This window comes from Enterococcus sp. DIV1444a (assembly GCF_051712125.1).
Classification (GTDB): domain Bacteria; phylum Bacillota; class Bacilli; order Lactobacillales; family Enterococcaceae; genus Enterococcus; species Enterococcus faecalis.
In genome coordinates this window covers 2,539,507-2,565,645 of sequence record NZ_JBIOOG010000001.1, presented here as the reverse complement: position 1 = coordinate 2,565,645, position 26,139 = coordinate 2,539,507, and the positions used below count along the sequence as shown (strand labels likewise).

The window sequence follows — 26,139 nt, the reverse complement described above, 5'->3', positions numbered from 1 at the left end:
AGGAGTAAGAAATGGAAAAATTAGTCGAACGATTTTTAACTTATGTCAAAGTTAATACACGTTCAGATGCCAACAGTCACACCACGCCGACGACGGTCGGTCAAGTGGTTTTAGCCAGGATGATTGAAGAGGAACTTCGTGAATTAGGTTTGGCCGATGTACGTTATAACGAACAAAATGGCTTTTTAACGGCGCGGTTGCCTGGGAACCAACCTGCAGCGAAGAGCATCGGGTTGATTGCGCATCTGGATACGGCGGATTTTTCAGCAGAAAATATCTGTCCACAAGTCATCACTAATTATGATGGCCAAGATGTCGTCTTGAATCAAGAACAAGGCATCGTTTTATCGGTTGCTGAGTTTCCCAATTTAAAAGAGTATCGAGGGGAAACGTTGATTACTACAGACGGAACCACACTTTTAGGAGCAGATGACAAAGCGGGAATTGTCGAGATTTTAGCTGCTGTTGAGTATTTTTTGGCACATCCAGAAGTAGCGCGGGGCGATGTTTGGCTCGCCTTCGGTCCAGATGAAGAGATTGGACGCGGCGCCGATCAATTTGATGCGCCGAACTTCCCAGTCGTTTTTGCGTATACAATCGACAGTGGCCGCGTGGGGCATTTCGAGTATGAAACGTTTAACGCCGCTCAAGCCGTGATTACAATTGAGGGAACCAGTGTCCATCCGGGAACGGCCTATGGTTCGTTAGTAAATGCCATTAAATTAGGCGAACAGCTTGATCAATCACTGCCGCAAAAGGAAGTACCAGAACAAACGCGTGGAAATGAAGGATTTTATTTACTCAATAAATTTACAGGAAGTATTGAAAAAGCAGAACTTGTCTATATCATTCGGGACCATGATCAAGAAACCTTTCAAGCGAGAAAGCAATTTTTGGAAAAACAAGTCCAACGTTTAAATGCGTTGGCAGATAAACCCAGACTAACAATTACTTTCCAAGACCAATACTATAATATGAAGGAAATCATCGAAAAAGATTGGACACCGGTGGAATTAGCTGTCCAAGCAATGGCAAGTTGCGACATTGAACCAATTATCACACCCTTTCGTGGCGGGACAGATGGTTCTAAGATTTCTTTCATGGGCATTCCAACGCCTAATCTATTTACAGGTGGCGAGAATTTTCACGGGCAATATGAATTTATTACTGTTGAATCAATGGCCAAAGCTGTTCAAACGATCATTGCCATCATTCGCTTAAACGCTAAGTAAAGAAACACGCAAGGGAAATGCCGATTTTCCTTGCGTGTTTCGCTGTTTTTCGGTAAAGTATGTAGAAAAGTAGGGAGTTTTGCTCATGGATTATCTCTTGATTTTTGCAGAAAACCAACAATTGGAAACGGAACGATTGCATTTACGACCAGTGACATTAGCAGATACAGATGATTTATTTGAATATGCTTCAGATGAGGAAACGACGCGTTTTGTGTTTCCTAAAAATGAAACCAAAGAAGAAACAAGAGCCAGTATTGCGAAATATTTTATGGGGGAACCTTTAGGAAAATATGGGATTGAAGTGAAAGAAACAGGTAAAATGATTGGCACGATTGATTTGCGGGTCAATGAAACCAATAATGTTGGAGAATTAGGCTATGTTTTGAACCGTGCCTTTTGGGGCAATGGCTACATGCCTGAAGCCGCGACGGCGTTAGTCGAACTGGGTTTTGCAAAAATGAAACTCATGAGAATCTTTGCTTTACATGATCAAGACAATCCAGCTTCTGGTCGTGTCATGGAGAAAATTGGTTTTACCTACGAAGGAACACTGCCCAATGCCCGAATTAGTAAAGGGAAAATTGTCACAGATGTTTATCGTGGGATGACACTGGAAACATGGCAAAATCGACAAAAATAGAAGCGGAAGATAAGTTGAGAGAGGAATTAGAGAAATGTTGATGTTTACAGAAAAAGAATTTGCAGCCTTTGAAGTTGCTGGATTAGATGAACGAATGGCGGTTATCCGTGCGCAGATTCAACCTATTTTTAAAGAATTAGGCACGTACTTTGCCACACAATTAGCGCCTGAAATAGGGACGGAGTTGTTTGTCCATATTGCGCAACATCGCCGTCGCACCGTGTATCCACCAGAAAATACGTGGTCCGCACTCAGTCCGAATAAGCGCGGCTATAAAATGCAGCCGCATTTTCAATTAGGGATTTGGGACGACTATGTGTTTATGTGGTTGTCATTCATTGATAATCCTAAAAACGAACAGCAGATTGCGCAAGCCTTTTTAGAGAATCAGCAATTATTCCAAGAACTACCCAAAGATACTTATGTTTCCTTGGATCACACCGTTCCCCAAATCACGCCACTGACGGAAATTGACCTAGAAAAAGCTTTAACTCGTTTTAGAGAGGTCAAAAAAGGGGAGTTTGAAATTGGGCGCATCATTCCCAAAGATAGTGCTTTGTGGCAAAACCCTGAAAAAGCACGGGCTTATATGTTGGCAACCTATCAGCAACTTGTACCATTGTATCAATTGGCCGTTGCCCAATAAGAGAAATAGACAGTTATTTTGTGTTTTAGTGTTATTTTATCGAATTACCCATTCATCAAAAATGAGAAAAGCTCACAATGTTAGTTTTCGATACTAACATTGTGAGCTTTTCTTTATTTTAGGTAGCGAAAACTTAAGAAATTAAAGGCGATTTTTAAAGAATAAACGTGTTTCGACAATCATTTTCAGAGAATACTTTTAAATAACAAAGTGCAAAGCGCTTGCTATATAAGTAACTTGTAAAAAATAGGGTTGTCAAATGGAAAATAATGGTGTTTTGGAAAGCTTTTTCTTTGTTATTATAGAGGTATGAAAAAAGGTTGTATGATATGTTGAGCATTAATTAAAAGGAGGTTTTTCAATGAAAAAAAAGCGGTATTTAATGATTGCGTGCCTACTATTTTCCCCTAGTTTTTTTATAAATGTTGAAGCGTCTGATGGTGGTTCTAGTTCGGTGGGGGTCGAATTTTACAAACAGGCACCCTCTCAAGAAGCTCCGCAAGAGCCCTCACCGAAAACAGACGCACCAGATCCGAGTCCCAAGGGGAAAGCACGGGGACTGTCTGGTACCAATCAAGTGCAGCAAGGAGCAACGACTACCGCTGCTAAGCAACTCCCACGAACAGGGAGTTTGCAGCAAGCAAATTTAAGCATTCTCGGCTTAGCCTTAATTGGCTTGGTGGGAATGGTACATAGAAAGAGGGGACGACATGAAACAGATCCGATTTAAACACTTAGCGACCTTGGGTGTCTGTTGCTCCCTATTTAGCAATTCACTGGCGGGCGTGACCGCCGTGGCGGAGACCATGACGATTGAAAGTAGCCCAACTGCGGAGAGTACACAGGTTGAGGAAGAGGAAAAGACGGAAGAAACGGAAACGCAGGAGTCATTGCTAAAAACTGCAGAACAAAAAGAAATGAGCAATTCACTTATTGGTAGCTCTAGAGCTGTAGCTAATTTTGCTTTTCCTGAACGTGTGGCAAAATTTCAATTCGTAGATGAAAATGGAAATTTATTAAACCCAAGTCTATTTGAGCTTACCTCGGACTTTGCTCTTAGAACTAACGGCAGCCTGTATAATCCAGTACATTATGCAGGTACTGATGTTGGTACGACAAAACAAATTATTTTTCCACAAACATCAATTGTTACAGAAAATTCACCTAGCAACCCTGTTTTTGTAGGTGCTACTGACTCACAGGTGGCTATTCCTAGGTTTGCTGAGTCTATTAGCGTGGTTCCACCAACAAATTATACAGGTAATACGTATGTGCAACCTAATGTTGAGCAATATAATAGAAGCGGATCTAACTGGGTCTTGAATGCAACGTATACTACTGAAAAACTAAACGTACATAAAAAGGATGCTAGCACTTATGGAATTGGCGCAGCTCCACCGTTTCTAGGTTTGTTACCTACTGAAAGTAATGCATCTAGATTGTACTATGTAGCTGCAACTAGTACTACCAGCTATCTAAATCGACTTTTTTCTGTTTCAGGTGTAACTACTCTTTATGTTACCAACCGTAAAGTCACCGAATCCTTCAAAAACCAAGCGGGCGCAACCATTCCACCGCCACCGAACTTTGAAGAAGGGCGGAAAACCAGTATCACCAACAATGACTTTACGTATACTCAAAGTGGCACCTTACCAAAAAGCTACAAAGGTGCTGATGGGAAAACCTATTTCCTAAAAGGTTGGTACAAAGGGAAAACGAAACCGAGTACATTACGGACAGACGCGCCGAGCTATAAAGTCACCTATGATGATAACGATGATTTGACGGTGGTGTATGAAGAAGCGGTAGAAAAGACAGCGACGATACCCGCTATCACTTATAAGTTCGGCTTTGTTAGTGAAAAAGGGACGTTGATTGCCCCTACTAATTTTGTGATGCAAACGAATTTAACGACTGTTATGAACGCAACGCCGAAACAAGTCGGCACAGCTACAGGCGTGGATAATGGTGGTTTGAAACACTTGACGATTCCAAGCCAAGTGTTGACGTACACACCGGTTATTAAACCTGCTTTTTCAGGTGCAACAGATTTCCGGGTAACAGTCCCTAGATATTATAAAACACCGACAGTCAAACCAGGAGCATATTATACTGGTTCAAGTACAGCCTATCCAATGGCTACTACAAGATTAAGATATACGGATAGTACGATAGCAGATGATCGTTTAGCAACAGATGGCCAAGAATACGGCTTGTTTCCAACGACCACCCCTCACTCATATCAAATGTATCGAAATTTTTGGATCACAGACACAAACAAAACGTTATTTAACGGAGTTTTATCACGTGCAGTTACAGATGAATATGTACCAAACTATTATACAACAGATGATACCATGTACTATTTCTTAGAAAATCGTCGCATTAATGCGAGGTATGTCGACCAAGACGGCAATAAGCTAACCAGCTTACCGCCAGATGTGAAGCAAGATGCCAAAACACCAATTACCAGTGAGAACTTCACCTTCATGCACGGTACGACCTTACCAGACAGCTACAAAGGCACTGACGGTAAAACGTATAAATTCAAAGGCTGGTATAAAGGCAAGAGTAAACCAAGCACGTTGAAAACCACGAAACAACCAAGTTACATGGCGAGCTATAATGATGATGATGATTTGACGGTGGTGTATGAAGCTACCGAAATAGTTGACTTCCCAGCACGGACCTATCAATTCGGCTTTGTCGATGAAGCAGGTAAGCGAGTCGATGCCACGAAAGTTGGCTTGACCTATGATAATTGGGCGGGAGAACTACTAACCCAAAATATCGCTGACTGGAAAACAGTCAGTCTTGAAAAAGGCCAAGTAGCCCCAACTAAAAACAATTTGAAAGAAATTGTTTACCCAGGTCACTCGGCAGAACGTGTCAGTGGACGGAGTTCGCAGTTTAGTGCGGCGAACCTAACGTTTACGCTCCCAAGATATTATGAAAAAATGAGCGTTTACAATAAGCAAGGAACATTTGATACCGCTTATCCAATGCCTAACGTGCAATCTAGTAATTCAACAACACCGATTGTTGAAAATAGTACTAAAAATGTTTCTAGGTGGTTTGAATTAAAGAAAAGTGGTGCGCAGTCCTTCATTTTTAATGAAACAACAGCAGCAGCACCAACAGATGTGAAGGTTCCTGCGTATTTACGAGAGATTGTTTATAATCCAGCAATTACACCAACAAAGTTGAATTATTCCACAGTAGATAAACCAGTCTATTACTATCTAACCAACCGTAAAGTCACAGAAAACTTTATTGACCCAGCGGGGAATAAATTAACTAGTGCACCAACCAATTTTAAACAAGGACAACAAACGGCAATTACAACGGACCCTTACACGTACACCTCCGCGCAAGCTTTACCAGCTAGCTACAAAGGGCAAGATGGTAAAACCTACATTTTCAAAGGCTGGTACAAAGGTAAAACGAAACCTTCTACATTGAAAACCACGAAAACACCAAGTTATCCAGTCACTTTTGATGGCAATGATGATTTGAATGTGGTGTATGAAGAAGGGGTAGCCAGTGTCGAAGCTTCAATGAAAGGTACCGCAACAATTATCCCAAATGGGGGCAGCCAACTTTGGAATATGACCCTTAAGAATACCGGCACAGCACCTTTAACAGGTTTGAAAGTGACACCAACGGCGAACTGGTCAAGCGGCTTAGCGGCACCAACCCAAATTTCTGTGAAAGTAGGTACAGGAGGATATAAAAATATTCCTGTTACTACCGAGACATGGAAACAAGGAATTGCTTTAAATACAGAGATTCCAGTTGGTCAAACAGCAACAGTCCTGTTTTCAACCACTGGTACAGGGGCACCACTTGAAGTGCTTCAAGCCGCAGTGAACATAACGAGTAATGCACCAACAGCTACCGTTGCGAGCACCGTTCGAATTCAAGGGGCGGATCAAGAAGTTACTGATCCAGTTGGTGAAGGCTTTATCAGCTTACCAACATTTGATTTCGGTCAAGTGGGCATTGCTGGTGCTACGACACAACATGGCTTGAAGAAAGCAGCTGATTATTATGGCAACGGCACCCGTAATCCGTTTGTTCGAATTAAAAAATCACAACCGAATTGGTCACTGACCGCTCAATTATCACAACCGAAGTCAGCGAAAGACAGCTTGCCGACTGCGACAAGGTTATTACTAGGTCAAGCGGCTGTTTCAAAAGTTGATAACTACAACTTAGTAACGGAAATGCTGAATCCAGTGGGCACGACATCCGCCCTTAGTTTAACCGCTAATAATGCGGTCACGAATGTGATTACCGATAAACAATTCACAGGCAATGATGTCTATAATTTGGACTTCAATTTCAATAACGTCAAACTCGAAGTACCTGCTAATCAAGGAACGAAAGGCGAGCAATACAATGCCACGGTCACCTGGAACTTAGTCACTGGACCGTAACAAGTAGTGGCAACTAACAGTAACAACTTTTAATTAGGGATTTTCTGAATGGTTTCATAAGCTTACCAATGAAACCAACCTCAGATTATTTAATAGTTCTTGTTCTTCCTCGGGCTAGACAGCGAGGGGTAAAACAAGAACACTGGCTATCTGGTTCCTTGAAATCCAGAAGTACTCTCCTTGAATGAACCAGCTTTCAGAGAGGATAGCCAGTCAAACACGCCCCAGAGTGGCCCTCTCTGGGGCGTGTTGTTTTAGGGCGTGATTTTACAAGTAACAGCGTTATCGGAGCTATGCGCTAACATATCTCTCTGATGTAGAGCCCGTTTAAGTTATAAAAAATAACCGTACTCGATCAAAGTAGACGGTTATTTTTTATTGTCTTCTTTAAGCAATTTCACAATCAGTGCCATCAAAGCAATGGTAAACATACCAAATCCTAAGATTGTCTGAATTGTTTCATTTGTTGTACAGTAAACGATAATTTTATTCGTATTTTTCAGAGAAATATGCTACAATAAAAATGAAAAGAGAGATATGCGTCAACATACCTCTCTGATGTAGAGCCGTTTAAGACGGTGACCTATTATTATTTTATAAAAATAACCGCTAGGTCAAAGTAGACGGTTATTTTTTATTGTCTTCTTTAACAGCTTTTAGGATTCCGAAGATTAAAGTTGCGATAAAAGAACCGAAACTAATCATCAGAGCTAAAGCTTCTGCGATAGACAAAAGGCCTCTCCTTTCATAGATTTTAGCACTTACATTCATAAGCACCACCACCTTTCAGATTGGATAGCCACCGCCATAACTTCTCTACACTTTTATTATACCATGGGAAACTTAAAAATAATTAGTTTTCAATACTTTTTTTTAGGAAAGTGTGCTACAATAGAAACGAAAAGAGAGGTATGCGCTAACACATCTCTCTAATGTAGAGCCGTTTAAGACGGTGACCTTTTTGATTATTTAAAAATAACCGTACTCGATCAAAGTAGACGGTTATTTTTTATTGTCTTCTTTAACAGCTTTTAGGATTCCGAAGATCAAAGTCGCGATAAAAGAACCGAAACTAATCATCAGAGCTAAAGCTTCTGCGATAGACAAAAGGCCTACTCCTTTCATAGATTTTAGCACTTACATTCATAAGCACCACCTCACCGAAAGAGGAAAGTCTCTGCTCCTACGCTTCTCACTTTGTTGCGATGCTCGTCGCAAAGCGCATGTTCCTTTGCGCTTGCCTCCGCATTAACTTTTCTGCACTTAGATTATACCATGTGGAACTAAAAAATAATTAGTTTTCCATACTTTTTTTCAGGGGAGTGTGCTACAATAGAAAAGAGAGCTATGCGCTAACATACCTCTCTAATGTAGTGGTGGCCGTTTAAGTTATAAAAATAACCGTACTTGGTCAAAGTTAAACAGCGGTCATTTCTTTTTGTCTTCTTTAAGCAGTTTCACAATCAAAGCAGTATAGTGCCCCCAAAAAGTCTAACTTTTTGGGGGCACTATATTTTGTTTGGGTATTTTTTTATGGAAAGCCAATTTTATCTAATGGATAATAACGAAAAGTCAAAACACCTTCCACGCTCGCTTGTTTAACAAAGCCAAAGTAACGACTGTCGTCTGAGCGCGGGCGATTATCGCCCAAGACAAAATACATGCCTTCTGGAACGGTCAGGGATTGGGTGGCTTCTAAGGTTTCTAGCGTAAAATCTTGGGTATAATTTTCATTTTTAGAGACATCTCTTTTAGCACTTGCTAAGTAATCTTCACTGAGCGAGACACCATTGATATAAAGAGTATCATCGCGATACTCGACTGTTTCGCCAGGTAAACCAATTAAACGTTTGGCTACTCGTTGACCGTTACGAGGACTGGGGAAAGCAATAATGTCAAAGCGCTGTGGCTTTTTAATCGAGGTCACCCATAAACGGTCGTTGTTATGAAGTGTTGGTTCCATCGAAGAGCCGTTCACTGCAGCAGGGGAGAAAACATAGTGTCGAATCAGCAAGACTGCGACGACTAACAAAATCAACTGAACCAATCGTTTGAATAATGAGGACATGGACTTCACTCCTTTGTCCTTTTAGTGTACTACAGACAAGGCAAAGAAAAAAGTTTTCCCCTTAAGAAAGGTGTGCTAAAAAGCGTTTCATAAAGCGTTGGCGAATTAAAATACCCACATAAGCAGCTGCGACAGCCTTGATGATACCAGGAATAATAAACGGAGCAAACCCGCCAGCGAAAGCATTTGGCCACGGCAGATTCGCAGAATATTTCAACCAAATCATGCCGAAAACTAAGGTAACTAAGGCGCCGACAATATTTGCGATAATGGCCCAAGTATAGTTAAAGGTTGTTTTTTCTAAAATATAACCAGTTAATAAGCCGTTAAAGATAAAACCGATTAAATAGCCGCCAGTTGGTCCAAAGAGTACACCGAACCCGCTAGACATCCCAGCGTAAACGGGTAAACCAATTAATCCTAATAAGAAGTAAATTAAAATAGCGTAGGTCCCCGTTCGTTTGCCTAAAACGGTAGCGGTTAAGCCGATGGCAAATGTTTGTCCGGTTAGTGGGACAATCCCCAATGGAATTGTAAATTGTGAAAGTACAGCAATAATCACTGCAAATTCTGCTGCTAAAATCAAGGAGCGTAACGATGCTTTATTCATAAGAAGCCTCACTTTCTATTGTTAACCAATTATTTTTATTTGGTTAACAATAGTTTAGCGGAAGTGAACCATTTTGTAAAGAGGGCAAAGAAAAAAACCTTGCTCAAGAAAGGCAAGGTTTTGCAAGAAGGTAAGAACCGTAGTTCGACCTTTTGAAATCTTAAAGTTTTTGGTTGTAGTATTCAACGACAAGTGCTTCGTCGATTTCTGGGTAAAGTTCATCACGTTCTGGTAAACGAGTGAAGCTACCTTCTAATTTTTCAGTGTCAAAGCTTACGAATGCTGGACGTCCAACAGTTGCTTCAACCGCTTCTTTAATTGTTGAGATGTTTTGAGATTTTTCACGAACACCGATCACTTGACCAACTTCAACGTGGTATGATGGAATATCAACACGTTTGCCGTCTACAGTGATGTGGCCATGGTTAACTAATTGACGTGCTTGACGACGAGTAGTTGCAAGACCTAAACGGTAAACAACGTTATCTAAGCGTTGTTCTAGTAAAACCATGAAGTTAACACCGTGTTTACCTTCTTTGATTTTGCTTGCTTTAATGAATAACGTACGGAATTGACGTTCGTTCATGCCATACATATGACGTAATTTTTGTTTTTCAGTTAATTGCATTCCGTATTCAGAAACTTTACCACGGCTGTTAGGTCCGTGTTGTCCTGGTTTGTAAGGGCGACGAGCTAGTTCTTTACCAGTACCTGATAAAGAGATACCTAGACGACGAGATACTTTCCATGATGGTCCAGTATAACGAGACATTAAAAATTCCTCCAATAAATAAATGTTTTTTTGGAGTAAAATAATTAGATGAAAAATTCATATTCGTTCAGTTCATTCTTCAACCTTCGCCTTTGCAGCCGCGGTTACGCAGTTGAACCAAGTTTGGCAATGAACTGTTGACGAGTTATTATTCTTCTGCTGCAATTATTTTACACAAAATCTAGTATACTTAATAGGATAGGAAACGTCAAGGTTTTAAAGTGAAATCTGAAAAAAAGGTAGACAAAAACACTTTTCCTCATTAGAATAAGGGAAGATGTTTTGAAAATATAAGTTGAAAACGAAATGAAAGGGAGTTTACAATGAAGTCTGGTTCACCATTGTTTGAACAAATTGATAAATCTATCGATAAGAAAGTGAATTTATTCTCAAACAGCTTTTCCCGCTACGCTGTTCGTGCAATGCTTGCTTGTCTATTTTTAACGTTGGGAACAGCCGTTGCTTTTGCAATCGCAATTAAAGGAGAAGGAATTTCTCATGGTTTAGGGAAAATGCTTTACGCCTTCATGTTCAGTTGGTCACTTGTGATGATTTTATATATGAATGCCGAGCTTGGTACCTCGAATATGTTGTACATGACTGTAGGTGTCTATCGTAAAAAAGTCAACTTTTCCTTAGCTGCAAAAATTTTATTTACCTGTATCTTATTCAATTTAATTGGTGGGGTCTTGTTTGGTTTCTTGGTATCACTTACGGTGCCGTTCCAAGATTTGCCAAAAGATAGTTTCTTCTTTACGTCGATTGCTGGAAAATTAGAAAAAACCACCCTACAAATTTTAGTTGAAGCTATGTTCGCCAATATTGTGGTTAACACAGCCGTATTAGTGAGTATGCGAATGAAAGATGACGCCGGCAAAGTCGCGGCCATTATTTTCATTATCTTTATCTTTGCTTTCCTTGGTTTTGAACACGTGATTGCCAACTTCCCAGCCTTCAGTTTAGCTTACTTTGCTTCAAACGGAGCAATTGAAGCTTTCACAGCTGGTAATGTCATTCATAATCTGTTCTGGGCCTTTATTGGTAACTTTATCGGTGGCGGCTTAATTATGGGTCTCGGCTATGCCTGGTTAGATAAAGACAACAAAAACTTAACGTATTTTGATTAATTGACCAACCAACTATACTAAAACATGGTACACTGTTTTAGTATAGTTTTTTTTTATTATAAGGAGCGAAGGAATGGACACACTTCAGTTTCAGAAGAACCCAGAAATAGCAGCAAAAATGTCTGCTTATATGAAAGACCAATTTGTTTTTGCAGGTATCACCGCCCCAGAACGTCAAGCTTTAAGTAAACAACTTTTAAAAGAAAGTCATAAGTGGTCAAAGGAAAAATTATGCCAAGAGATTGAGGACTACTATCAAAAAACAGAACGAGAATATCAGTGTGTCGCTATTGATTTAGCCCTTCAAAATGTTCGGAGATTTTCATTAGAAGAGGTCGCAGCGTTTAAAGCTTATGTTCCACAAAAAGCGTGGTGGGATAGTGTGGATGCTTGGCGAAAATTTTTTGGGTCGTGGGTGGCGCTGCATCTGACTGAATTGCCAACGATTTTTGAACTTTTTTATGGCGCTGACAATTTCTGGAATCGGCGTGTTGCGCTGAATTTACAGTTGATGTTAAAAGAAAAGACCAATCAGGACCTGTTGAAAAAGGCGATTATTTATGATAGAACTACAGAGGAGTTCTTCATTCAAAAAGCGATTGGCTGGTCATTACGCCAATATAGTAAAACGAATCCGCAATGGGTCGCGGAATTGATGAAAGAATTAGTGTTGAGTCCTTTAGCACAACGAGAAGGCAGTAAATATTTAGCGAAAGCGAGCGAATAAGGAAAAATGATGGAAAGAAAACTTTTTGCATTTGATATTGATGGGACGTTGTTAAATTCGGAGAAGAAAGCATTGGATAGCACGAGAGAAGCGCTAGCAAAATTGCGGGAGCAAGGACACTTAGTTACGCTGGCCACTGGCAGAAGTCGTTATATGGCGCAAGAGGTGATTTGGGATTTAGATTTTACCAATTACGTATTATGTAATGGCGCCGCGGCTTTTGTGGATCATGAGCAATATTATCAAAATTTATTGCATGCTGAAGCGTTGGAACGTTTGGCACAAGATAGTGATCAACGCGGCTTAGGGTTTGCTTGTGTGGGCTTAGATGATATTAAGAAGAGCAACCAGCACCGTGCTGAAAAAATGGAAATTGCGATGAACTCTTTTCATTTTCATTCACCTGCTTATGATGAACACTTTTACCGTCAAAATGATATTTATCAAGCGCTGGCATTTTATGACGCAGAAGATCAGTGTACGTTTGAAGAAGAATACCCAGAATTTCGCTTTATTCGCTGGCATCAACATAGCGTAGATGTTGTGCCTAAAGATGGCTCAAAATCAGCTACGTTAACGTATTTAGCTAAACGTGTGGGTATTGATGCAAAAAATATCATTGCCTTTGGGGACGGCGAAAATGACCGAGAAATGTTAAGCCATGCAGGGATTGGCGTCGCAATGGGCAATGCGAGTCCTTCCATTCAAAAAGTGGCCACGATGGTCACAGATACCAATGATAATGATGGCATTTGGAAAGCCTTAAAAGAAATGAAGGCCATTTAAAAAAACTGCACCGTTTGTCTGAAAACAAACGGTGCAGTTTTTTTCTTTATTCGATGACTAAAACGCCCTCTTTTAAAGCAAAGGGATTTTCTTTGTTAATGTGATCGTAGAACATGATACCATTAATATGATCAATTTCATGTTGCACCACAATCGCTTCGTAGTTTTTTAAACGAACTTTGTGTTTTTCGCCAGCCATGTCGAAATAACTTACGGTAATTTTGTTATGACGAACGACATACCCTGGCACATCCCGATCGACAGATAAACAGCCTTCACCTTCACCTAAACAGACATCTTGCACAGAATGGCTCAAAATTTTAGGGTTGTACATCACCGTACTTAATGAAGGGGTTTCGTTTTCTGGGTCGTTACTAGGAACATGAACAGCGATAATTCGTTTAGAAATATCTAATTGTGGTGCGGCTAAACCAACGCCACCACGTAATTGTAATTCTTCAGCTTTAACTGGATCTTGACTATTTTTTAAGAAAGTCAACATGTCTTCGCCTAATTGACGGTCTTCCTCAGTGATAGGGATAGGCACTTCTTCTGCCACAGCACGAAGTGTCGGATTCCCTTCGCGAATAATATCTTTCATTGTAATCATGCAATGGTTCCTCCTTTGAAACATAAAAAAATTCTTCTTTTATTTATTCATGCGCTGAAATAATCAGTTGTTTACCACCATTTAGTGTATCACAAAATCACCAAAAAAGGGGCTAGATTGTTTAAAAAAACTATCGAATAATAGAGATTAAGCTTGCATTTTAGCGGTGTTTCCTGTAAAGTAAGCTTGTGTGGAAACACACCATCTATCACTTGGTTTAGCGAGTCACCAACGCTTCACTCAGTGATCAGACGAATAATAGAGAAAGAGGTGGAACAAATGGCAATTTCACAAGAAAGAAAAAACGAAATCATTAAAGAATACGCACGTCATGAAGGAGATACTGGTTCTCCAGAAGTACAAATTGCGGTCTTAACTGAAGACATTAACCAATTGAACGAACATGCGCGTACACACAAAAAAGATCACCATTCTTACCGTGGTTTAATGAAAAAAATCGGTCACCGTCGTAACTTGTTAGCTTACTTACGTAAAACTGACATCCAACGTTACCGCGAATTGATCCAACGTTTAGGATTACGTCGTTAATCATTACGTAAAAAGCGAGGTTCAATCAGAATCTCGCTTTTTATCTTATTGTCACTATTGAAGGTCCTCTTTGGAAAGTTTTTAGGAACTACTAACCAAATGAAAGAGCAGCAACGACTTGTTACTTTTTCATTTGTTTAGTAGCCGTCTGACTTTTCCAAAGAGCAAGAGTAAAGGAGAAGAATTATGACAGAAAAACAAGTCTTTAAAACAACTTGGGGCGGCCGCCCGCTAGAAGTAGAAATCGGCCAATTAGCCAAACAAGCCAATGGGGCTGTCTTGGTACGCTACGGCGATACAGTCGTTTTAAGTGCTGCTGTTGCCTCTAAAGAAGCAAAAGATGTAGACTTTTTCCCATTAACTGTAAACTATGAAGAAAAAATGTATGCGGTAGGAAAAATTCCTGGTGGCTTCATTAAACGTGAAGGTCGTCCAAGTGAACGTGCGACATTAACTGCTCGTTTAATCGACCGTCCCATTCGCCCAATGTTCTCAGAAGGCTTCCGTAACGAAGTCCAAATCACGAACATCGTTATGAGTGTGGATCAAGACTGTACACCAGAAATGGCTGCAATGTTTGGGTCTTCCTTAGCGTTAGCAATTTCAGATATTCCGTTTGACGGACCAATTGCTGGTGTTGACGTTGGCCGTATTAATGGCGAATATGTCTTAAACCCAACGGTAGAACAAGCGGAACAAACAGATATTGAATTAACTGTTGCTGGAACAAAAGAAGCCATCAACATGGTGGAAAGTGGTGCCAAAGAAGTATCAGAAGAAGATATGTTAGGTGCCTTACTTTTCGGTTTTGATGCCATTAAAGAACTAGTGGCGTTCCAAGAAGAAATCGTTGCCGCTGTAGGTAAACCAAAAATGGACGTGGACTTATTACAAGTGGACGCTGATCTTAAAAAAGAAATTTTTGATGCGTACTATAATACAATGAAAACAGCCGTAATGACGGAAGAAAAATTAGCACGTGAAGTTGAAATTGACAAAGTAAAAGATACAGTCAAAGAAGTTTACGCTGAAAAATTTGCAGAACACGAAGAAGAAGCACAATTACTAAAAGAAGTGAAACAAATTGCGGAAGATCTTGAAAAAGATGTCGTACGTGAGTTAATCACGATTGATAAGATTCGCCCAGATGGCCGTAAATTAGACGAAATTCGTCATTTGTCGTCAGAAGTAAGTATTTTACCACGTGTGCATGGTTCTGGCTTATTTACTCGGGGTCAAACACAAGCTTTATCCGTTTGTACATTAGCGCCTTTAGGGGAACATCAAATTATCGATGGTTTGGGTGTCCAAGATAGCAAACGTTTCATCCATCATTATAACTTCCCGCAATTCTCTGTTGGTTCAACAGGACGCGCGGGCTCACCAGGTCGTCGTGAAATCGGGCACGGTGCGCTAGGTGAACGTGCCTTAGCACAAATTATTCCATCAGAAGAAGACTTCCCTTACACAATCCGCTTAGTAGCAGAAGTGTTAGAATCAAATGGTTCTTCTTCACAAGCAAGTATTTGCGCGGGAACATTGGCATTAATGGATGCGGGTGTGCCAATTAAAGCGCCAGTTGCAGGTATTGCAATGGGTCTTGTTAGTGATGGCGAAAACTATACAATCTTAACAGATATTCAAGGCTTAGAAGATCACCTAGGCGATATGGACTTTAAAGTAGCGGGAACGAAAGACGGAATCACTGCTTTACAAATGGACATCAAAATCCAAGGAATTACAGAACAAATTTTAACGGAAGCATTAGACCAAGCGAAGAAAGCCCGGATGGAAATTCTAGAAGAATTAACAACAACGATTGCTGCTCCTCGTGAAGAATTAAGTCAATATGCACCGAAAATTGAAATGATTCAAATTAAACCAGCCAAAATTAAAGATGTTATTGGTAAAGGTGGCGAAACGATCAACAGCATTATTGATGAAACCGGCGTTAAGATTGATATCGATCAAGACGGTAACGTAAGTATTGCTTCATCAGATGCTGAAATGATTAAAAAAGCCATCAAGATTATTGAAGAATTAACCAAAGAAGTCGAAGTCGGTCAAGTTTACTTAGCAAAAGTTGTCCGCATTGAAAAATTTGGTGCGTTTGTTAACCTAATTAAAGGCAAAGATGGCTTGATCCATATTTCTCAATTGGCAAACGAACGTGTGAACAACGTTGAAGATGTCGTGAAATTAGGCGACGAAGTCCTTGTCAAAGTAACGGAAATTGACAAACAAGGCCGTGTCAACGTTTCAAGAAAAGCGTTATTAAACGAAGAAAACAAAGAAAAATAATTTCTTTTTAAACCAACGAAAACCAAGGAAGTTTCCTTTCTTTTCGTTGGTTTTTTCGTTGAAAACAAGCCCTAAAAAAGAAATGATAAAAAAAGCTAAAGACGATCGCCAACTCTTTTGTTTATAGTCAATTAGTGGTAAAATTAATACTATCAGTCTGAAGAATATCTGGGGTGTCTTTGTGAAAAAATTTAATCCAAATAAAAATATAATCATTACCTTAATTTTAGTCATTATTTTAGTAACCATTATTAGTTTAACTGCTGCGCAACGTTCTGAAAAAGGCAAAACCAATATCGTTCAAGGTGGCGTCAACAATAGCGTTAGTATGGTGGATCGTGTGATTTCTTTTCCAGCCCGTGTGGTGGAAAATGGCTTGTCTTCAATGGGCAATTTAATTAACACGTTTAAAGAAAACGAACGTCTGAAAGAAAAAATTGATAGCTATAATGAATTAGCTGTCCAAAACAATAACTATAAACGTGAAATTGATAGTTTAAAACAAGAATTGAATCTGAACGAAACGTTGGCGAATTATGAAAAAGTAACTGCGAATGTTATTACGCGTTCGCCTGATACTTGGCAAGACTTATTAATTATCGATAAAGGAACCAATGACGGCATTGAAGCGGGCATGGCGGTCATGGCGCAAAAAGGGTTAGTGGGGCGTGTTATTGAAGTCAATGCAACAACTGCAAAAGTGGAACTACTAACGTCTAAAAATGTCAACTCAAACCATTTCCCTGTGCGAGTAACTTCCGCAAATGGCGAATCGTTTGGTTTGCTTAAAAATTACGACAATAAGACGAATGCATTAATTGTGTCGCAATTAACTGGCGATGCCACTCTGAAAGAAGGCGATGTCGTTCAGACTTCTGGCTTAGGTGGTAATTCACCAGCCGATTTAGCGGTGGGGACAGTTATTAAAGTGAAACCAGATAGTTTTGGTTTAGATCGTGAAGTGTATGTGAAACCTTATGCGGATGTCTATGGGATCTCAGTTGTGACGGTCGTGAAAAGATCGGCAGGGGAAAGCGAATGATTCGGAAAGAGTATTTAAAATACGTCACACCTATTCTCTTGTTTTTCTTAATGTTAATTGATGCTCATTTAACAAAGTCTTTTGAAACATGGACAAGTAATGTTTACTTCGCCAGTTCTCATCTGTTGTTACTTGCGTTTATGTTTGCCGTTCCTAATTTCTCTAAACGTTATTTATTAATTACTTCGTTAATTTTAGGCTTTATTTGCGATAGCTACTACATTGGCATTATCGGGATTTATACAGTTGCACTGACGATTTCGGTTATGTTGATGTATACATTTAAAGAAGTAATTCAAACAAATATATTAACTGGTTTTTTTGGGATCGTTATTTTTACCACCTTGTATGAACTTATTGCAGTTCTGATTCAAGTGGCCTTTCATTTAGCTGATGTTAGCCCAATTTTATTTATTACGCGTGTGTTGGGTCCTACACTGCTATTGAACATGGTGTGGTATGTTATTTTATCTTATCCGCTGAAAAAACTATTTTCCGTAAAATAAAAATTGAAAATTTCGTTCATTTACGAGAAGTGCTCATTGAGTAGCATTTCTCGCTTTTTTTGTTTTTTTTAATAACAAAACAATGAGAAGGTTATCCTGAAGTTTTGAAGAAAGTTGTGAAAAAAGTGAATCATTTTTTTGTCATTTACAAGAAGAAAATTGAAATATTACTGTAACATCCATATTATCTCAGTGACATACAGCTATGCTACAATTGCTCTATCGTTGAAAAAGAGAAATTTATTCAAATTTTAATAAATAAGGAAAAAGCTTAACAAAAAAGGATTTTCGGAGGACAACAGATTGAAGAAAAGTGTATTATCGGCTCTAATGGTATGTTCCATTACATTAACAAGCGTAGCGTTGCCATCCGCAGCATTTGCAGATGAATACGATACAAAGATTCAGCAACAAGATCAAAAAATTAATGCGTTAACTAGCCAAATGTCAGATGCAGAAGCAAAAGTTGCCGCTATTGAAAATGATATGGTTGAAACGGCCAAACAAATCGATACATTAACAGCTAAAAAGAACAAGCTATCATCAGAAGTATCTAAATTATATAGTGAAATTTCCGATTTGAATGTCCGTATTCAAAAACGTGAAGTACAAATGACAAAACAAGCACGCGATGTCCAAGTGAATGGTCAAAGTGATTCAATTATTGACGCAGTTTTAGATGCAGATTCAGTAGCAGATGCCATTGGTCGCGTTCAAGCGGTCTCAACAATGATGAGCGCCAACAATGAATTACTAGAACAACAAAAAGAAGACAAAGCGACTGTTGAAAAGAAAACAAAGAATGTTGAAAAGCAAATTGCTGAATTAGAAGCAGCAACAAAAGAATTAAATGACAAAACAGAATCATTAAAAACATTGAAGATTCAACAAGAAGTGGCTAAAAATGATTTAGAAGCGCAACGTTCTGAAGAACAAGGGAAAAAAGACAGCTTCATTAAACAGAAAAAAGAAGCGGAAAAACGTTTAGCAGAAGAACAAGCACGCCAACGTGCAGCTGCTAAAAAAGCGGAAGAACAAGCGGCAGCGCAAGCCCAAGCCGCAGCACAAAAAGCGGCAGCAGAGCAAGCGAAAGCAACAAAAGCAGCCAATGAGGCAGCAGCATCCGCCGCTGAAGAAAAAGCCGCAACACCAGTTGTAGAATCATCAACAACTACTGAAAGTACAACAACGCAAGAAACAACAACTTCAAGTACTGAAACAGAAAGTGTTGTAACAACACCTGTGGCATCAGCACCTGAAAAAGAAAAAGAAGTTCCTGTAACTAACCCAGCGACTCCTGAAAAAGGCAATGAAGCAAAACCAGGGAATGGTGGCGTGACTTCAGGAAAACAAGCAGCTATTAATGCGGCTATAGCAGATGTTGGTAATTCTTATGCAACAGGTTGGAATCAACCAGGAGAATGTTTAGTATCTGTTCGTCGTTGGTTAGCGGCAGGCGGCATTAACTTCGGTTACGGCGGTCCAAATAGTGGCTATGTTGGCTCTGGCGCAACACAAGTTAGCTGGAGTAACGTGCAACCTGGTGATGTTGTTCAATATGAAAGTGCCTATAGTCCAGATAGCTGGATTGGTGGCGTGCATACTGTCTTAGTTACAGGTGTAAGTGGTGGAAGTGTTCAAATCGTTGAAGCGAACAACCCAGGAGGTTCTGGCTATGTTTCTTCTAACTCTAACTGGTCACCAGCACCACCAGCAGGATTCCGCGCTGTTGTATGGCGTTTTCCAGGCTAAATAGTCATCTATTAATAATTGATAACAAGGAGTGGTAACTAACAAAAACTGTTAGTTGCCGCTTTTTTTATTCATTTAATTTTAAATATACGCATAAAAAGCATCTGAAAAGATTGTAATCTGGCCGTTTTTTTGCAATTATAGAGGTATATACATATTAGGAGCGGAGGAATCAGCATGAGCGGAACGCACGATACAAAACAAGCAATCGCTTCAGCTTTAATAGAATTATGTGAACAAAAGGATTTTCGTAAAATAAGTGTCCAAGATATTACCCAAAAAGTGGGTCTGAATCGCCAAACATTTTATTATCACTTTACAGATAAATATGATTTGTTACGTTGGATTTATCGTCATGATGCATTGATTTACTTAGAAACAGATATCTGCTTGGAAAACTGGGAGGAACAAGCCCTAAAGTTATTAAAAGCAATTAAAGAGAAGAGTCATTTCTACTATACAACGGTGACCTCAGATTCAGAAGTTCTTCTTAATGTTTTTTCTGCTTCGACCAATCGCTTATTTATTTCATTATTTGAACAAGTCGATGTTGAGAATCATTTAACAGATAAAGACAAACAATTCTATGCGAATTTCTTTTCCTATGGATGTAGCGGTGTCTTAACGAAATGGATTCTCGAGGAATATCCTCAAACACCTCTGGAAATGGCAACTCAATTATTCCGTTTAGCGAAAGATACAGAATTTATGGCTTATCATTTGTATGAACAAGAAGCCAATGAGTAACAAGTAAAGAATAAAAAGTTTTATGAAGGAGTGAAGCGTTGTGGTAACTGTGTTATTTGTTTGCTTAGGCAATATTTGTCGCTCGCCGATGGCAGAAGCGATTTTTCGTCAGAAAGTCCAACAAGCTGGTTTAGAAGCGACTATTCAAGTGTTTTCAGCAGCTACTAGTCACTGGGAAGTGGGCAGTCAGCCCCATAAAGGAACCAGAAAAATTTTAGAGGAACAGGGGATTTCCTATCAAGGAATGCGGGCGACACAAATCCAGCCAAGCGATTTTAAAAAATATGACTATATCATTGGAATGGATGCGAATAATGTGGCAGATTTAAAAGCATTAGCCCCGCAAGAAGAGCAACAACGGATTCATTTATTTATGGAAGTTGTGGCTGGTAAAGAAACCATGGACGTGCCTGATCCGTATTATACTGGCGATTTTGAGGAAACGTACCGCTTAGTAGACACAGGTACTTCAGAATGGTTGAAAAAAATAAAAGCACCGCTGAAAGATTAGGACTATAGTCCGATAGTACTTTCTGTTTCCCCTTGGTACAATAGTGTTAACAAATTGTTCAGGGAAAAAGAGACAGGAGGGAAGTAAGATGAACAGTCGTTATTTATCCTATGTTGTTGAATTGAGTTTGTATTATTTATTGTTGATAATGAGTCTGCCGCTAGTTTATGCTGTCACGTATCATTTATCTTTTAGTAGTATGTATACAAGTGAATGGTTAATGATTTCTGTCTTCTTATCTCCGCTAGTTTTATTATTTGCAGGTATTCGTTATGGTTTTGCTCGTTTGAAACAGCAAGAACGCCAAGTGATGAAATAAAGCAAAAAATCCTTGAAAAGTGTCAAAACTTTTCAAGGATTTTTTATTAAGCGACCCAATCGGCTAAGGTTTTTTGCTCCAATTGGAAAGCCTTCAGCATATCGTCGTTGGCGTCTTTAATAGGCGTCGTTGCTGCCAATGTTCCTTGGACAGCAATTCGCGTGGTGGCTTGTAAATCACCACAGGTAATTAAGGTAATCATATTTTTGCCAGGAACGTCATCAATTAACTCAACACGGGTGGGTTCGATTTTTTCTACAGAAGTTATTTTGTATGTATAAACAGTAGATAAATCAGTAATATAAATAACTTCGTCTTTTTTAGTTCTTTCTAAAGGTGAAAATAAGGAAACGCCATCTTCCGTTCGATGACTAGCCAAGGCATAATTGTTTTTCCCCATGACTTGATCTTCTTTCATGGTCCCCGCACCAGTTAATAAAGCGACATTTGACAATCCTTTAAAAATGGGCAAATTAATTTCGACACTTGGTATCGCAATGGCACCAATTACAGGTAAGTTTTTGTTTTCAAATTGTGCTTTCATCACTGCTTCTGTGCTCAAAGATTCAACTGAATCAAAGTCAAACGTTGTTTCACGAGCCATATTTTTCTTCACATCGGCTGGTTTCAACTTGCTAACGGCGTACGAGCGGCTATTTTGTTGAACCACCCAACTGCGTATCTGATTGTTAAAAATTAAGGCCAAGCCAATGATAAATAGTAAAACTAATAAACTATTGATTAACCAATTTTTTCCTCTTTTTTTCTCTTTTGGGCGCATATTCTCCCTCCTTTTAATGTATCAAGTTTACCACAATTTATTTGAAAAACCTATTTATTTTCTTTGGGGAATAGGTAAGCGGGTCGGACCTTGATTTAATAAAAAACAACTGAACCGATTGATTTTTCAAAAAAAACCTCATTTTGTAATGGAATTTTAAAGTAAAAGAAACAAGCTTTTCTTTTGAAAATATTGTAAAATGGTAAGGAGGCTAGTAGAGGGGAGATGGGAATTTGCTTGATTTAATTTATGTACATATAGATGTAACCAGCAACGCGGTTTTATCTAAAGGGATTACCCATTCCGATTTTGTTCGTTCAATTGTGCATCACCCACAGAACTTACTATTATTAGATCCTTCTGCCGAAGCTGGCGAATACGATATGCATTCAGGTTTGAAAATAATTCGTGGAGAAGAAAGCGTCAATCGCTATTTTCAATCGCTTCAACGTCGTTGGATGACTGAAGAGATTAAATGGATTGACTTTTCCGATGTGACAATGCTAAAAGAGCTAACGCCATTAGAAATTTCGGAACTTCTTTATTTTGGACACATGAAGAATAGTTTGCATTCGCCTTTCTTTTATAAGCTACAAAATGATTTTGTCTTTTTTGAATTTGCAGATCAGATGACGCGTGTCTATTATCGTTATATTGATGAATTTTATCGAATCTTTGCTGATAAAATTACACGTGTTGTTTTGGAGAAAGTGAATCAGAAAAAGGCCTTCTTTAAACGAAATACGCCTGTCGAAAAATTAAGTCCTGAATTACTTAAAAATATGAAAGGGATCTTACAAGAAGGTGTTATTTTTTGCTTCCAACAAACAGAAGTGGATAAAGAAGAATATCGGATTCCTATTTACTTGGTGGAAGATTCACTTAGCAAAATGAAAAATACGTCTTACCAAAAAGAAGAAATTTTGGCAACGCTTGTCTATAATAGTGAAAAACGCACTTGGCACATTGAACAAGAGAATGATTTCGGTGAAATTTTTATGCTGGCTCATGAAGGCTGAGAAAGCTCTAACTTTATTAATAAAGTAGAGCTTTTTTTGTAGCTATGCTTTGGTTAAGCAATCAAGTATAATAAAATGATAAAAGGGAAAGAAGGTTGTTTCATGAAAAAAATTTTACTTGGTTCATCTGTGATTTTGGCCCTGCTATTAACGGCAGGTTGCACAGCTAAAACACCTACGACAGAACCAACAAAAAACGAACAAAAAGTAACGACTACCTCAAAGAAGAAAACTGCGGTAGCTGTCTCTTTAGAAAAAGTCACGACAGCATTTGAAAAAAAATATCCAGAAGCTAAACTAACAAGTCTGCAGTTAGATACAGATTTTGGACGTTATTTTTATAAAATAGAAGGCGTGGATCAGCAAAAAGAATATCAAGTTGAAGTGAACGCAGAGACAGGCGAATTCACAAAAGAAAAAGTCGAAACCTTGGATACCGATGAACAAAATGGCGTTAAAATGCAAGAAGAGGCCCTTGATTTAACAAACATCATTTCCAGAGAACAAGCCACAACCTTGGCTGAAAAAGAAGCAAAAGTTGGCCAAGCAACAGATTGGAAGTTAGAGAAAGAATTAGGAATCACCTACTGGGAAGTGAAAGTGAAAGAGGGGCAACAAAAAATAGAAGTAAAAATCGATGCCCATTCTGGAAAAATTTTGACAACTGAGCGGGATGATTAATTGATAAAAAGTAGCTGACGTGCGTTTGAGTAAGAGCTGATTCCCTTAAACGCTGATCCAGCTATTTTTTTGCTTGTTCGACAAACGTGTTTTTCTCAAGTCCCTATGGTAAAATAACGATGTATTAGTGGTTGAGAGTGTCAGAACATAGGAGGAAATTTGTTTGGCTAGAAAAATGGATTTACGTATTTGGGTAGAAGGAACAGTCGTCGCAGCAATGGCCATGGCCCTCTCTTTTTTACCGATTGAATTTGCCAATAGTGGCCTGGACCTATCGTTGGGAATGGTCCCATTAGTTCTTTATTCGTTTCGTCGTGGGTTGCTTCCCGGAGTTGCAGCAGGCTTTGTTTGGGGCATGTTAAATATTATTCTCGGTACAGCTATGAAAAATTTCTTGTCCGTGCCACAGATTATTTTTGAATATCCCTTTGCTTTCGCGTTTGGGGGAATGGGTGGTGTCTTCGCTAGAAAAATTCAACTGTATTTTCAAGCGAATCACTTAAAATCAGCCATTCGTACGATTATTTTAGGAAGTATTGTCGCAGTCTTCGCCCGCTGGTTTTGGCATTTTTGGGCGGGTGTATTGGTTTGGGGCATGTATGCACCAGAAGGGATGAGCCCATACCTTTATTCCTTTGTTCTAAACGGTACGAGTACCGTCGTCAATTGTTTGTATGTGAGTCTAGTTCTAGGCTTATTGGCAAAAGTAGCGCCGCAATTATTTGTGCCTAAGAAATAAGTAGGCTCCTGAGTCAGAAGTTTCAAGGGCTTTTGACTAAAGTCATAAATAAAAGAAACCACCAACCATGTCGATTGCAGGTTGGTGGTTTCCATTTATTTTATAAATACTTCAATATTCTAGTGAATTTGACGTTGGTGACGATTGGCTAACGTGCTGACTTTCATGACAGAAGCAACAGGAATCATGCGCAACTGTTGTTCATCCGTTTGTAAACGAACAACGATATTGTCCGAAATATTTTTTGAGACAATCCAGCCGATCACCGTTTCGAATTTATGCGCTGTAGGGACTTCTTTCAATTGTAAGACCACTAAGGATTTTTGGGCGGCAGCGACTTGGAGCTCTTGTAAAAGCGCACTGCGTTCCTTTTCTTTATTCTTTTGATCTTGAGAATCTTCTAAAAATGCCGAAAAGAAATGTTGGGAAGAGAGCGTAATCAGTTTAGAAATGCTCTTGATGGTAGCTTTATGTTGATCCATTCTTCTGCCTCCTTTACGAATAAAATAGAATAAAACTCAAATGACTAATTACCTGTATTTTACCTAATTTTGTGATAAAATTCAAGAAAATATGTTCGCCTTCGATAATTATGAGAATTTACCAACGTTTCTGTTTTTCGAAAAAGAAAGTAGTATAATGTGTGAGCATATAAGAAATACATAAGATTATTGGATGTAGTCAATAGATAGAAAAGGATGAATAGTATGTCAAAAAAACCATCAGGTTACCAAAAAAAAGTTCTCACGGTGTTGTTGGTATCGTTTGGCTTTGGCGGGTTGTTAGCGCAGTTTTCGCCGATGAAATCGGGTGGGTTTTCAAGTTGGTTTGATGATTCATATGTCAAAGCTAGTGCTGAATCAAGTAAAACAAAAGAACCAGCACCAGTTAAAATTGAGAAAAAAGTCAAACCTTTAAGCTATGGACAACAGGTCAATCAAGAAATTGAAAAGAAGCAATATAATGGACATCTGGATTTGCCGTTAGAATTGCAGACAGATGCTAAATGGAAAGACACCGCATACGGATTTGGCAATGTGGATAAGCCGAATACAATCGAAATTAATGGCTGTGCGATTGTGTCGCTTGCAATGGTGGGTTCTTACATGGATCACCAAGAAGTTACCCCTCTGGATGTGTTAGCTTGGGCAAAAAATGACTTCTTTATGGAAGGGCAAGGAACGGCGTGGTCTATTTTTGGTGCATATGCTGAAATGAAAGGCTATAACTGTCAAGAAATTGGGGATATTGAAACAGTGGCCGCTTTCTTGAAGGAAGGTCATCCAGTCATTATTTCTGTAAAACCGGGCTATTTCACTACAACGGGTCACATTATGGTGATGAGTGGTGTGGATGAAAAAGGCGATTTCTGGATTAATGATCCAAACGATTCAGAAGAAAAGGGCCATTCAAAACGGACATTTACAGACGAAGAAGTCATGAATGAAGCGTTAAACTTCTGGGCATTTTATTAGGAATAGGAAAAGGTGTGGAACAACAGGCAGGACCCTTTATTCGCATCTTTTTTATTA

27 protein-coding genes and 2 pseudogenes are annotated in these 26,139 nt (G+C 39.1%); 20 read left to right on the top strand and 9 right to left on the bottom strand.

Annotation, left to right across the window (positions count from 1 at the left end; genetic code table 11):
- The first annotated feature begins 11 nt into the window (after positions 1–11).
- From pepT to IGI87_RS12345, 5 genes are all read left to right on the top strand, one after another.
- Entirely contained in the window at positions 12–1,232 is a 1,221-nt protein-coding gene (pepT, locus tag IGI87_RS12365; protein WP_438737216.1) for a peptidase T, read from the top strand.
- 85 nt (positions 1,233–1,317) lie between these two features.
- Complete coding sequence (locus tag IGI87_RS12360) at positions 1,318–1,875, top strand: GNAT family N-acetyltransferase (RefSeq protein WP_113794642.1); 558 nt, start codon at positions 1,318–1,320, stop codon at positions 1,873–1,875.
- 34 nt (positions 1,876–1,909) lie between these two features.
- A complete protein-coding gene (locus IGI87_RS12355; RefSeq protein WP_438737214.1) occupies positions 1,910–2,521 on the top strand; it encodes a YktB family protein in 612 nt (203 codons plus the stop codon).
- Positions 2,522–2,882: 361 nt separating this feature from the next.
- Positions 2,883–3,251 (top strand): LPXTG cell wall anchor domain-containing protein, encoded by a 369-nt coding sequence (locus tag IGI87_RS12350; protein ID WP_438737212.1) that lies wholly within the window; start codon positions 2,883–2,885, stop codon positions 3,249–3,251.
- On the top strand, positions 3,232–6,960 hold the full coding sequence (locus IGI87_RS12345) for a WxL domain-containing protein (RefSeq protein ID WP_438737210.1): 3,729 nt from the start codon (positions 3,232–3,234) through the stop codon (positions 6,958–6,960). Before IGI87_RS12350 ends, IGI87_RS12345 begins: the two co-directional genes overlap by 20 nt.
- A gap of 368 nt (positions 6,961–7,328) precedes the next feature.
- On the opposite strand, the pseudogene IGI87_RS12340 reads toward IGI87_RS12345, so the two are convergent.
- The 6 genes and pseudogenes from IGI87_RS12340 to rpsD all read right to left on the bottom strand — a co-directional run.
- Positions 7,329–7,421, bottom strand: a pseudogene (locus IGI87_RS12340) (putative holin-like toxin); the annotation flags it as partial.
- Positions 7,422–7,587: 166 nt separating this feature from the next.
- Positions 7,588–7,731 (bottom strand): putative holin-like toxin, encoded by a 144-nt coding sequence (locus tag IGI87_RS12335; RefSeq protein ID WP_141426903.1) that lies wholly within the window; start codon positions 7,729–7,731, stop codon positions 7,588–7,590.
- A 231-nt stretch (positions 7,732–7,962) separates the two neighbouring features.
- Positions 7,963–8,107 (bottom strand): annotated as a pseudogene (locus IGI87_RS12330) (putative holin-like toxin).
- A gap of 384 nt (positions 8,108–8,491) precedes the next feature.
- A complete protein-coding gene (gene lepB / locus IGI87_RS12325; RefSeq protein ID WP_104854453.1) occupies positions 8,492–9,028 on the bottom strand; it encodes a signal peptidase I in 537 nt (178 codons plus the stop codon).
- A gap of 61 nt (positions 9,029–9,089) precedes the next feature.
- A complete protein-coding gene (locus tag IGI87_RS12320; protein WP_368553621.1) occupies positions 9,090–9,638 on the bottom strand; it encodes a biotin transporter BioY in 549 nt (182 codons plus the stop codon).
- Positions 9,639–9,798: 160 nt separating this feature from the next.
- The gene (gene rpsD / locus IGI87_RS12315; RefSeq protein WP_002365342.1) at positions 9,799–10,410 is read right to left on the bottom strand and encodes a 30S ribosomal protein S4; all 612 of its coding nucleotides are present in this window, start codon (positions 10,408–10,410) and stop codon (positions 9,799–9,801) included.
- A 323-nt stretch (positions 10,411–10,733) separates the two neighbouring features.
- Here rpsD and IGI87_RS12310 point away from each other — a divergent pair, with 323 nt between their 5' ends.
- The 3 genes from IGI87_RS12310 (at position 10,734) to IGI87_RS12300 (ending at position 13,050) form a co-directional block, all read left to right on the top strand.
- Positions 10,734–11,537, top strand: a complete 804-nt coding sequence (locus tag IGI87_RS12310; protein WP_002375588.1) for a formate/nitrite transporter family protein — start codon at positions 10,734–10,736, stop codon at positions 11,535–11,537.
- Between the two features lie 73 nt (positions 11,538–11,610).
- A complete protein-coding gene (locus IGI87_RS12305; RefSeq protein ID WP_438737207.1) occupies positions 11,611–12,264 on the top strand; it encodes a DNA alkylation repair protein in 654 nt (217 codons plus the stop codon).
- Positions 12,265–12,273: 9 nt separating this feature from the next.
- Complete coding sequence (locus IGI87_RS12300) at positions 12,274–13,050, top strand: HAD family hydrolase (protein WP_002361040.1); 777 nt, start codon at positions 12,274–12,276, stop codon at positions 13,048–13,050.
- Between the two features lie 46 nt (positions 13,051–13,096).
- Here the strand turns inward: IGI87_RS12300 and def are convergent, their stop codons facing one another.
- Complete coding sequence (gene def / locus IGI87_RS12295) at positions 13,097–13,660, bottom strand: peptide deformylase (protein WP_438737205.1); 564 nt, start codon at positions 13,658–13,660, stop codon at positions 13,097–13,099.
- A 279-nt stretch (positions 13,661–13,939) separates the two neighbouring features.
- Here def and rpsO point away from each other — a divergent pair, with 279 nt between their 5' ends.
- The 8 genes from rpsO to IGI87_RS12255 all read left to right on the top strand — a co-directional run bounded on the left by rpsO (position 13,940) and on the right by IGI87_RS12255 (position 21,387).
- Positions 13,940–14,209, top strand: a complete 270-nt coding sequence (gene rpsO / locus IGI87_RS12290; protein ID WP_002354983.1) for a 30S ribosomal protein S15 — start codon at positions 13,940–13,942, stop codon at positions 14,207–14,209.
- Between the two features lie 186 nt (positions 14,210–14,395).
- A complete protein-coding gene (gene pnp / locus IGI87_RS12285; RefSeq protein ID WP_002367402.1) occupies positions 14,396–16,510 on the top strand; it encodes a polyribonucleotide nucleotidyltransferase in 2,115 nt (704 codons plus the stop codon).
- A gap of 181 nt (positions 16,511–16,691) precedes the next feature.
- The gene (mreC, locus tag IGI87_RS12280) at positions 16,692–17,552 is read left to right on the top strand and encodes a rod shape-determining protein MreC (protein ID WP_104854458.1); all 861 of its coding nucleotides are present in this window, start codon (positions 16,692–16,694) and stop codon (positions 17,550–17,552) included.
- Positions 17,549–18,058, top strand: a complete 510-nt coding sequence (mreD, locus tag IGI87_RS12275) for a rod shape-determining protein MreD (RefSeq protein WP_104854459.1) — start codon at positions 17,549–17,551, stop codon at positions 18,056–18,058. The genes mreC and mreD overlap by 4 nt, the downstream gene beginning before the upstream one ends.
- A gap of 330 nt (positions 18,059–18,388) precedes the next feature.
- Positions 18,389–19,810: a CHAP domain-containing protein gene (locus IGI87_RS12270; protein WP_438737440.1), complete on the top strand. Its 1,422-nt coding sequence runs from the start codon at positions 18,389–18,391 to the stop codon at positions 19,808–19,810.
- Positions 19,811–19,987: 177 nt separating this feature from the next.
- Positions 19,988–20,557 (top strand): TetR/AcrR family transcriptional regulator, encoded by a 570-nt coding sequence (locus IGI87_RS12265; protein ID WP_113794633.1) that lies wholly within the window; start codon positions 19,988–19,990, stop codon positions 20,555–20,557.
- A 40-nt stretch (positions 20,558–20,597) separates the two neighbouring features.
- Positions 20,598–21,068, top strand: a complete 471-nt coding sequence (locus IGI87_RS12260) for a low molecular weight protein-tyrosine-phosphatase (RefSeq protein ID WP_113794632.1) — start codon at positions 20,598–20,600, stop codon at positions 21,066–21,068.
- Between the two features lie 88 nt (positions 21,069–21,156).
- On the top strand, positions 21,157–21,387 hold the full coding sequence (locus tag IGI87_RS12255; RefSeq protein WP_162782551.1) for a hypothetical protein: 231 nt from the start codon (positions 21,157–21,159) through the stop codon (positions 21,385–21,387).
- A 46-nt stretch (positions 21,388–21,433) separates the two neighbouring features.
- Here the strand turns inward: IGI87_RS12255 and IGI87_RS12250 are convergent, their stop codons facing one another.
- Positions 21,434–22,168 carry a class A sortase gene (locus tag IGI87_RS12250; protein WP_104854464.1) on the bottom strand — a complete coding sequence of 245 codons (735 nt, stop codon included), beginning with the start codon at positions 22,166–22,168 and terminating at the stop codon, positions 21,434–21,436.
- 233 nt (positions 22,169–22,401) lie between these two features.
- Here IGI87_RS12250 and IGI87_RS12245 point away from each other — a divergent pair, with 233 nt between their 5' ends.
- The 3 genes from IGI87_RS12245 to thiT all read left to right on the top strand — a co-directional run bounded on the left by IGI87_RS12245 (position 22,402) and on the right by thiT (position 24,607).
- Positions 22,402–23,187, top strand: coding sequence for a hypothetical protein (locus IGI87_RS12245; protein WP_104854465.1), 786 nt, complete (start codon positions 22,402–22,404; stop codon positions 23,185–23,187).
- Positions 23,188–23,262: 75 nt separating this feature from the next.
- The gene (locus IGI87_RS12240; protein WP_438737202.1) at positions 23,263–23,868 is read left to right on the top strand and encodes a PepSY domain-containing protein; all 606 of its coding nucleotides are present in this window, start codon (positions 23,263–23,265) and stop codon (positions 23,866–23,868) included.
- Positions 23,869–24,031: 163 nt separating this feature from the next.
- Positions 24,032–24,607 carry an energy-coupled thiamine transporter ThiT gene (gene thiT / locus IGI87_RS12235; protein ID WP_438737200.1) on the top strand — a complete coding sequence of 192 codons (576 nt, stop codon included), beginning with the start codon at positions 24,032–24,034 and terminating at the stop codon, positions 24,605–24,607.
- 119 nt (positions 24,608–24,726) lie between these two features.
- Here thiT and IGI87_RS12230 read toward each other — a convergent pair whose 3' ends face one another.
- Positions 24,727–25,089: a hypothetical protein gene (locus tag IGI87_RS12230; protein WP_002354999.1), complete on the bottom strand. Its 363-nt coding sequence runs from the start codon at positions 25,087–25,089 to the stop codon at positions 24,727–24,729.
- Positions 25,090–25,305: 216 nt separating this feature from the next.
- On the opposite strand from IGI87_RS12230, the gene IGI87_RS12225 reads away from it, so the two are divergent.
- A complete protein-coding gene (locus IGI87_RS12225) occupies positions 25,306–26,082 on the top strand; it encodes a peptidase C39 family protein (protein WP_164982927.1) in 777 nt (258 codons plus the stop codon).
- The last annotated feature ends 57 nt before the right edge of the window (positions 26,083–26,139 follow it).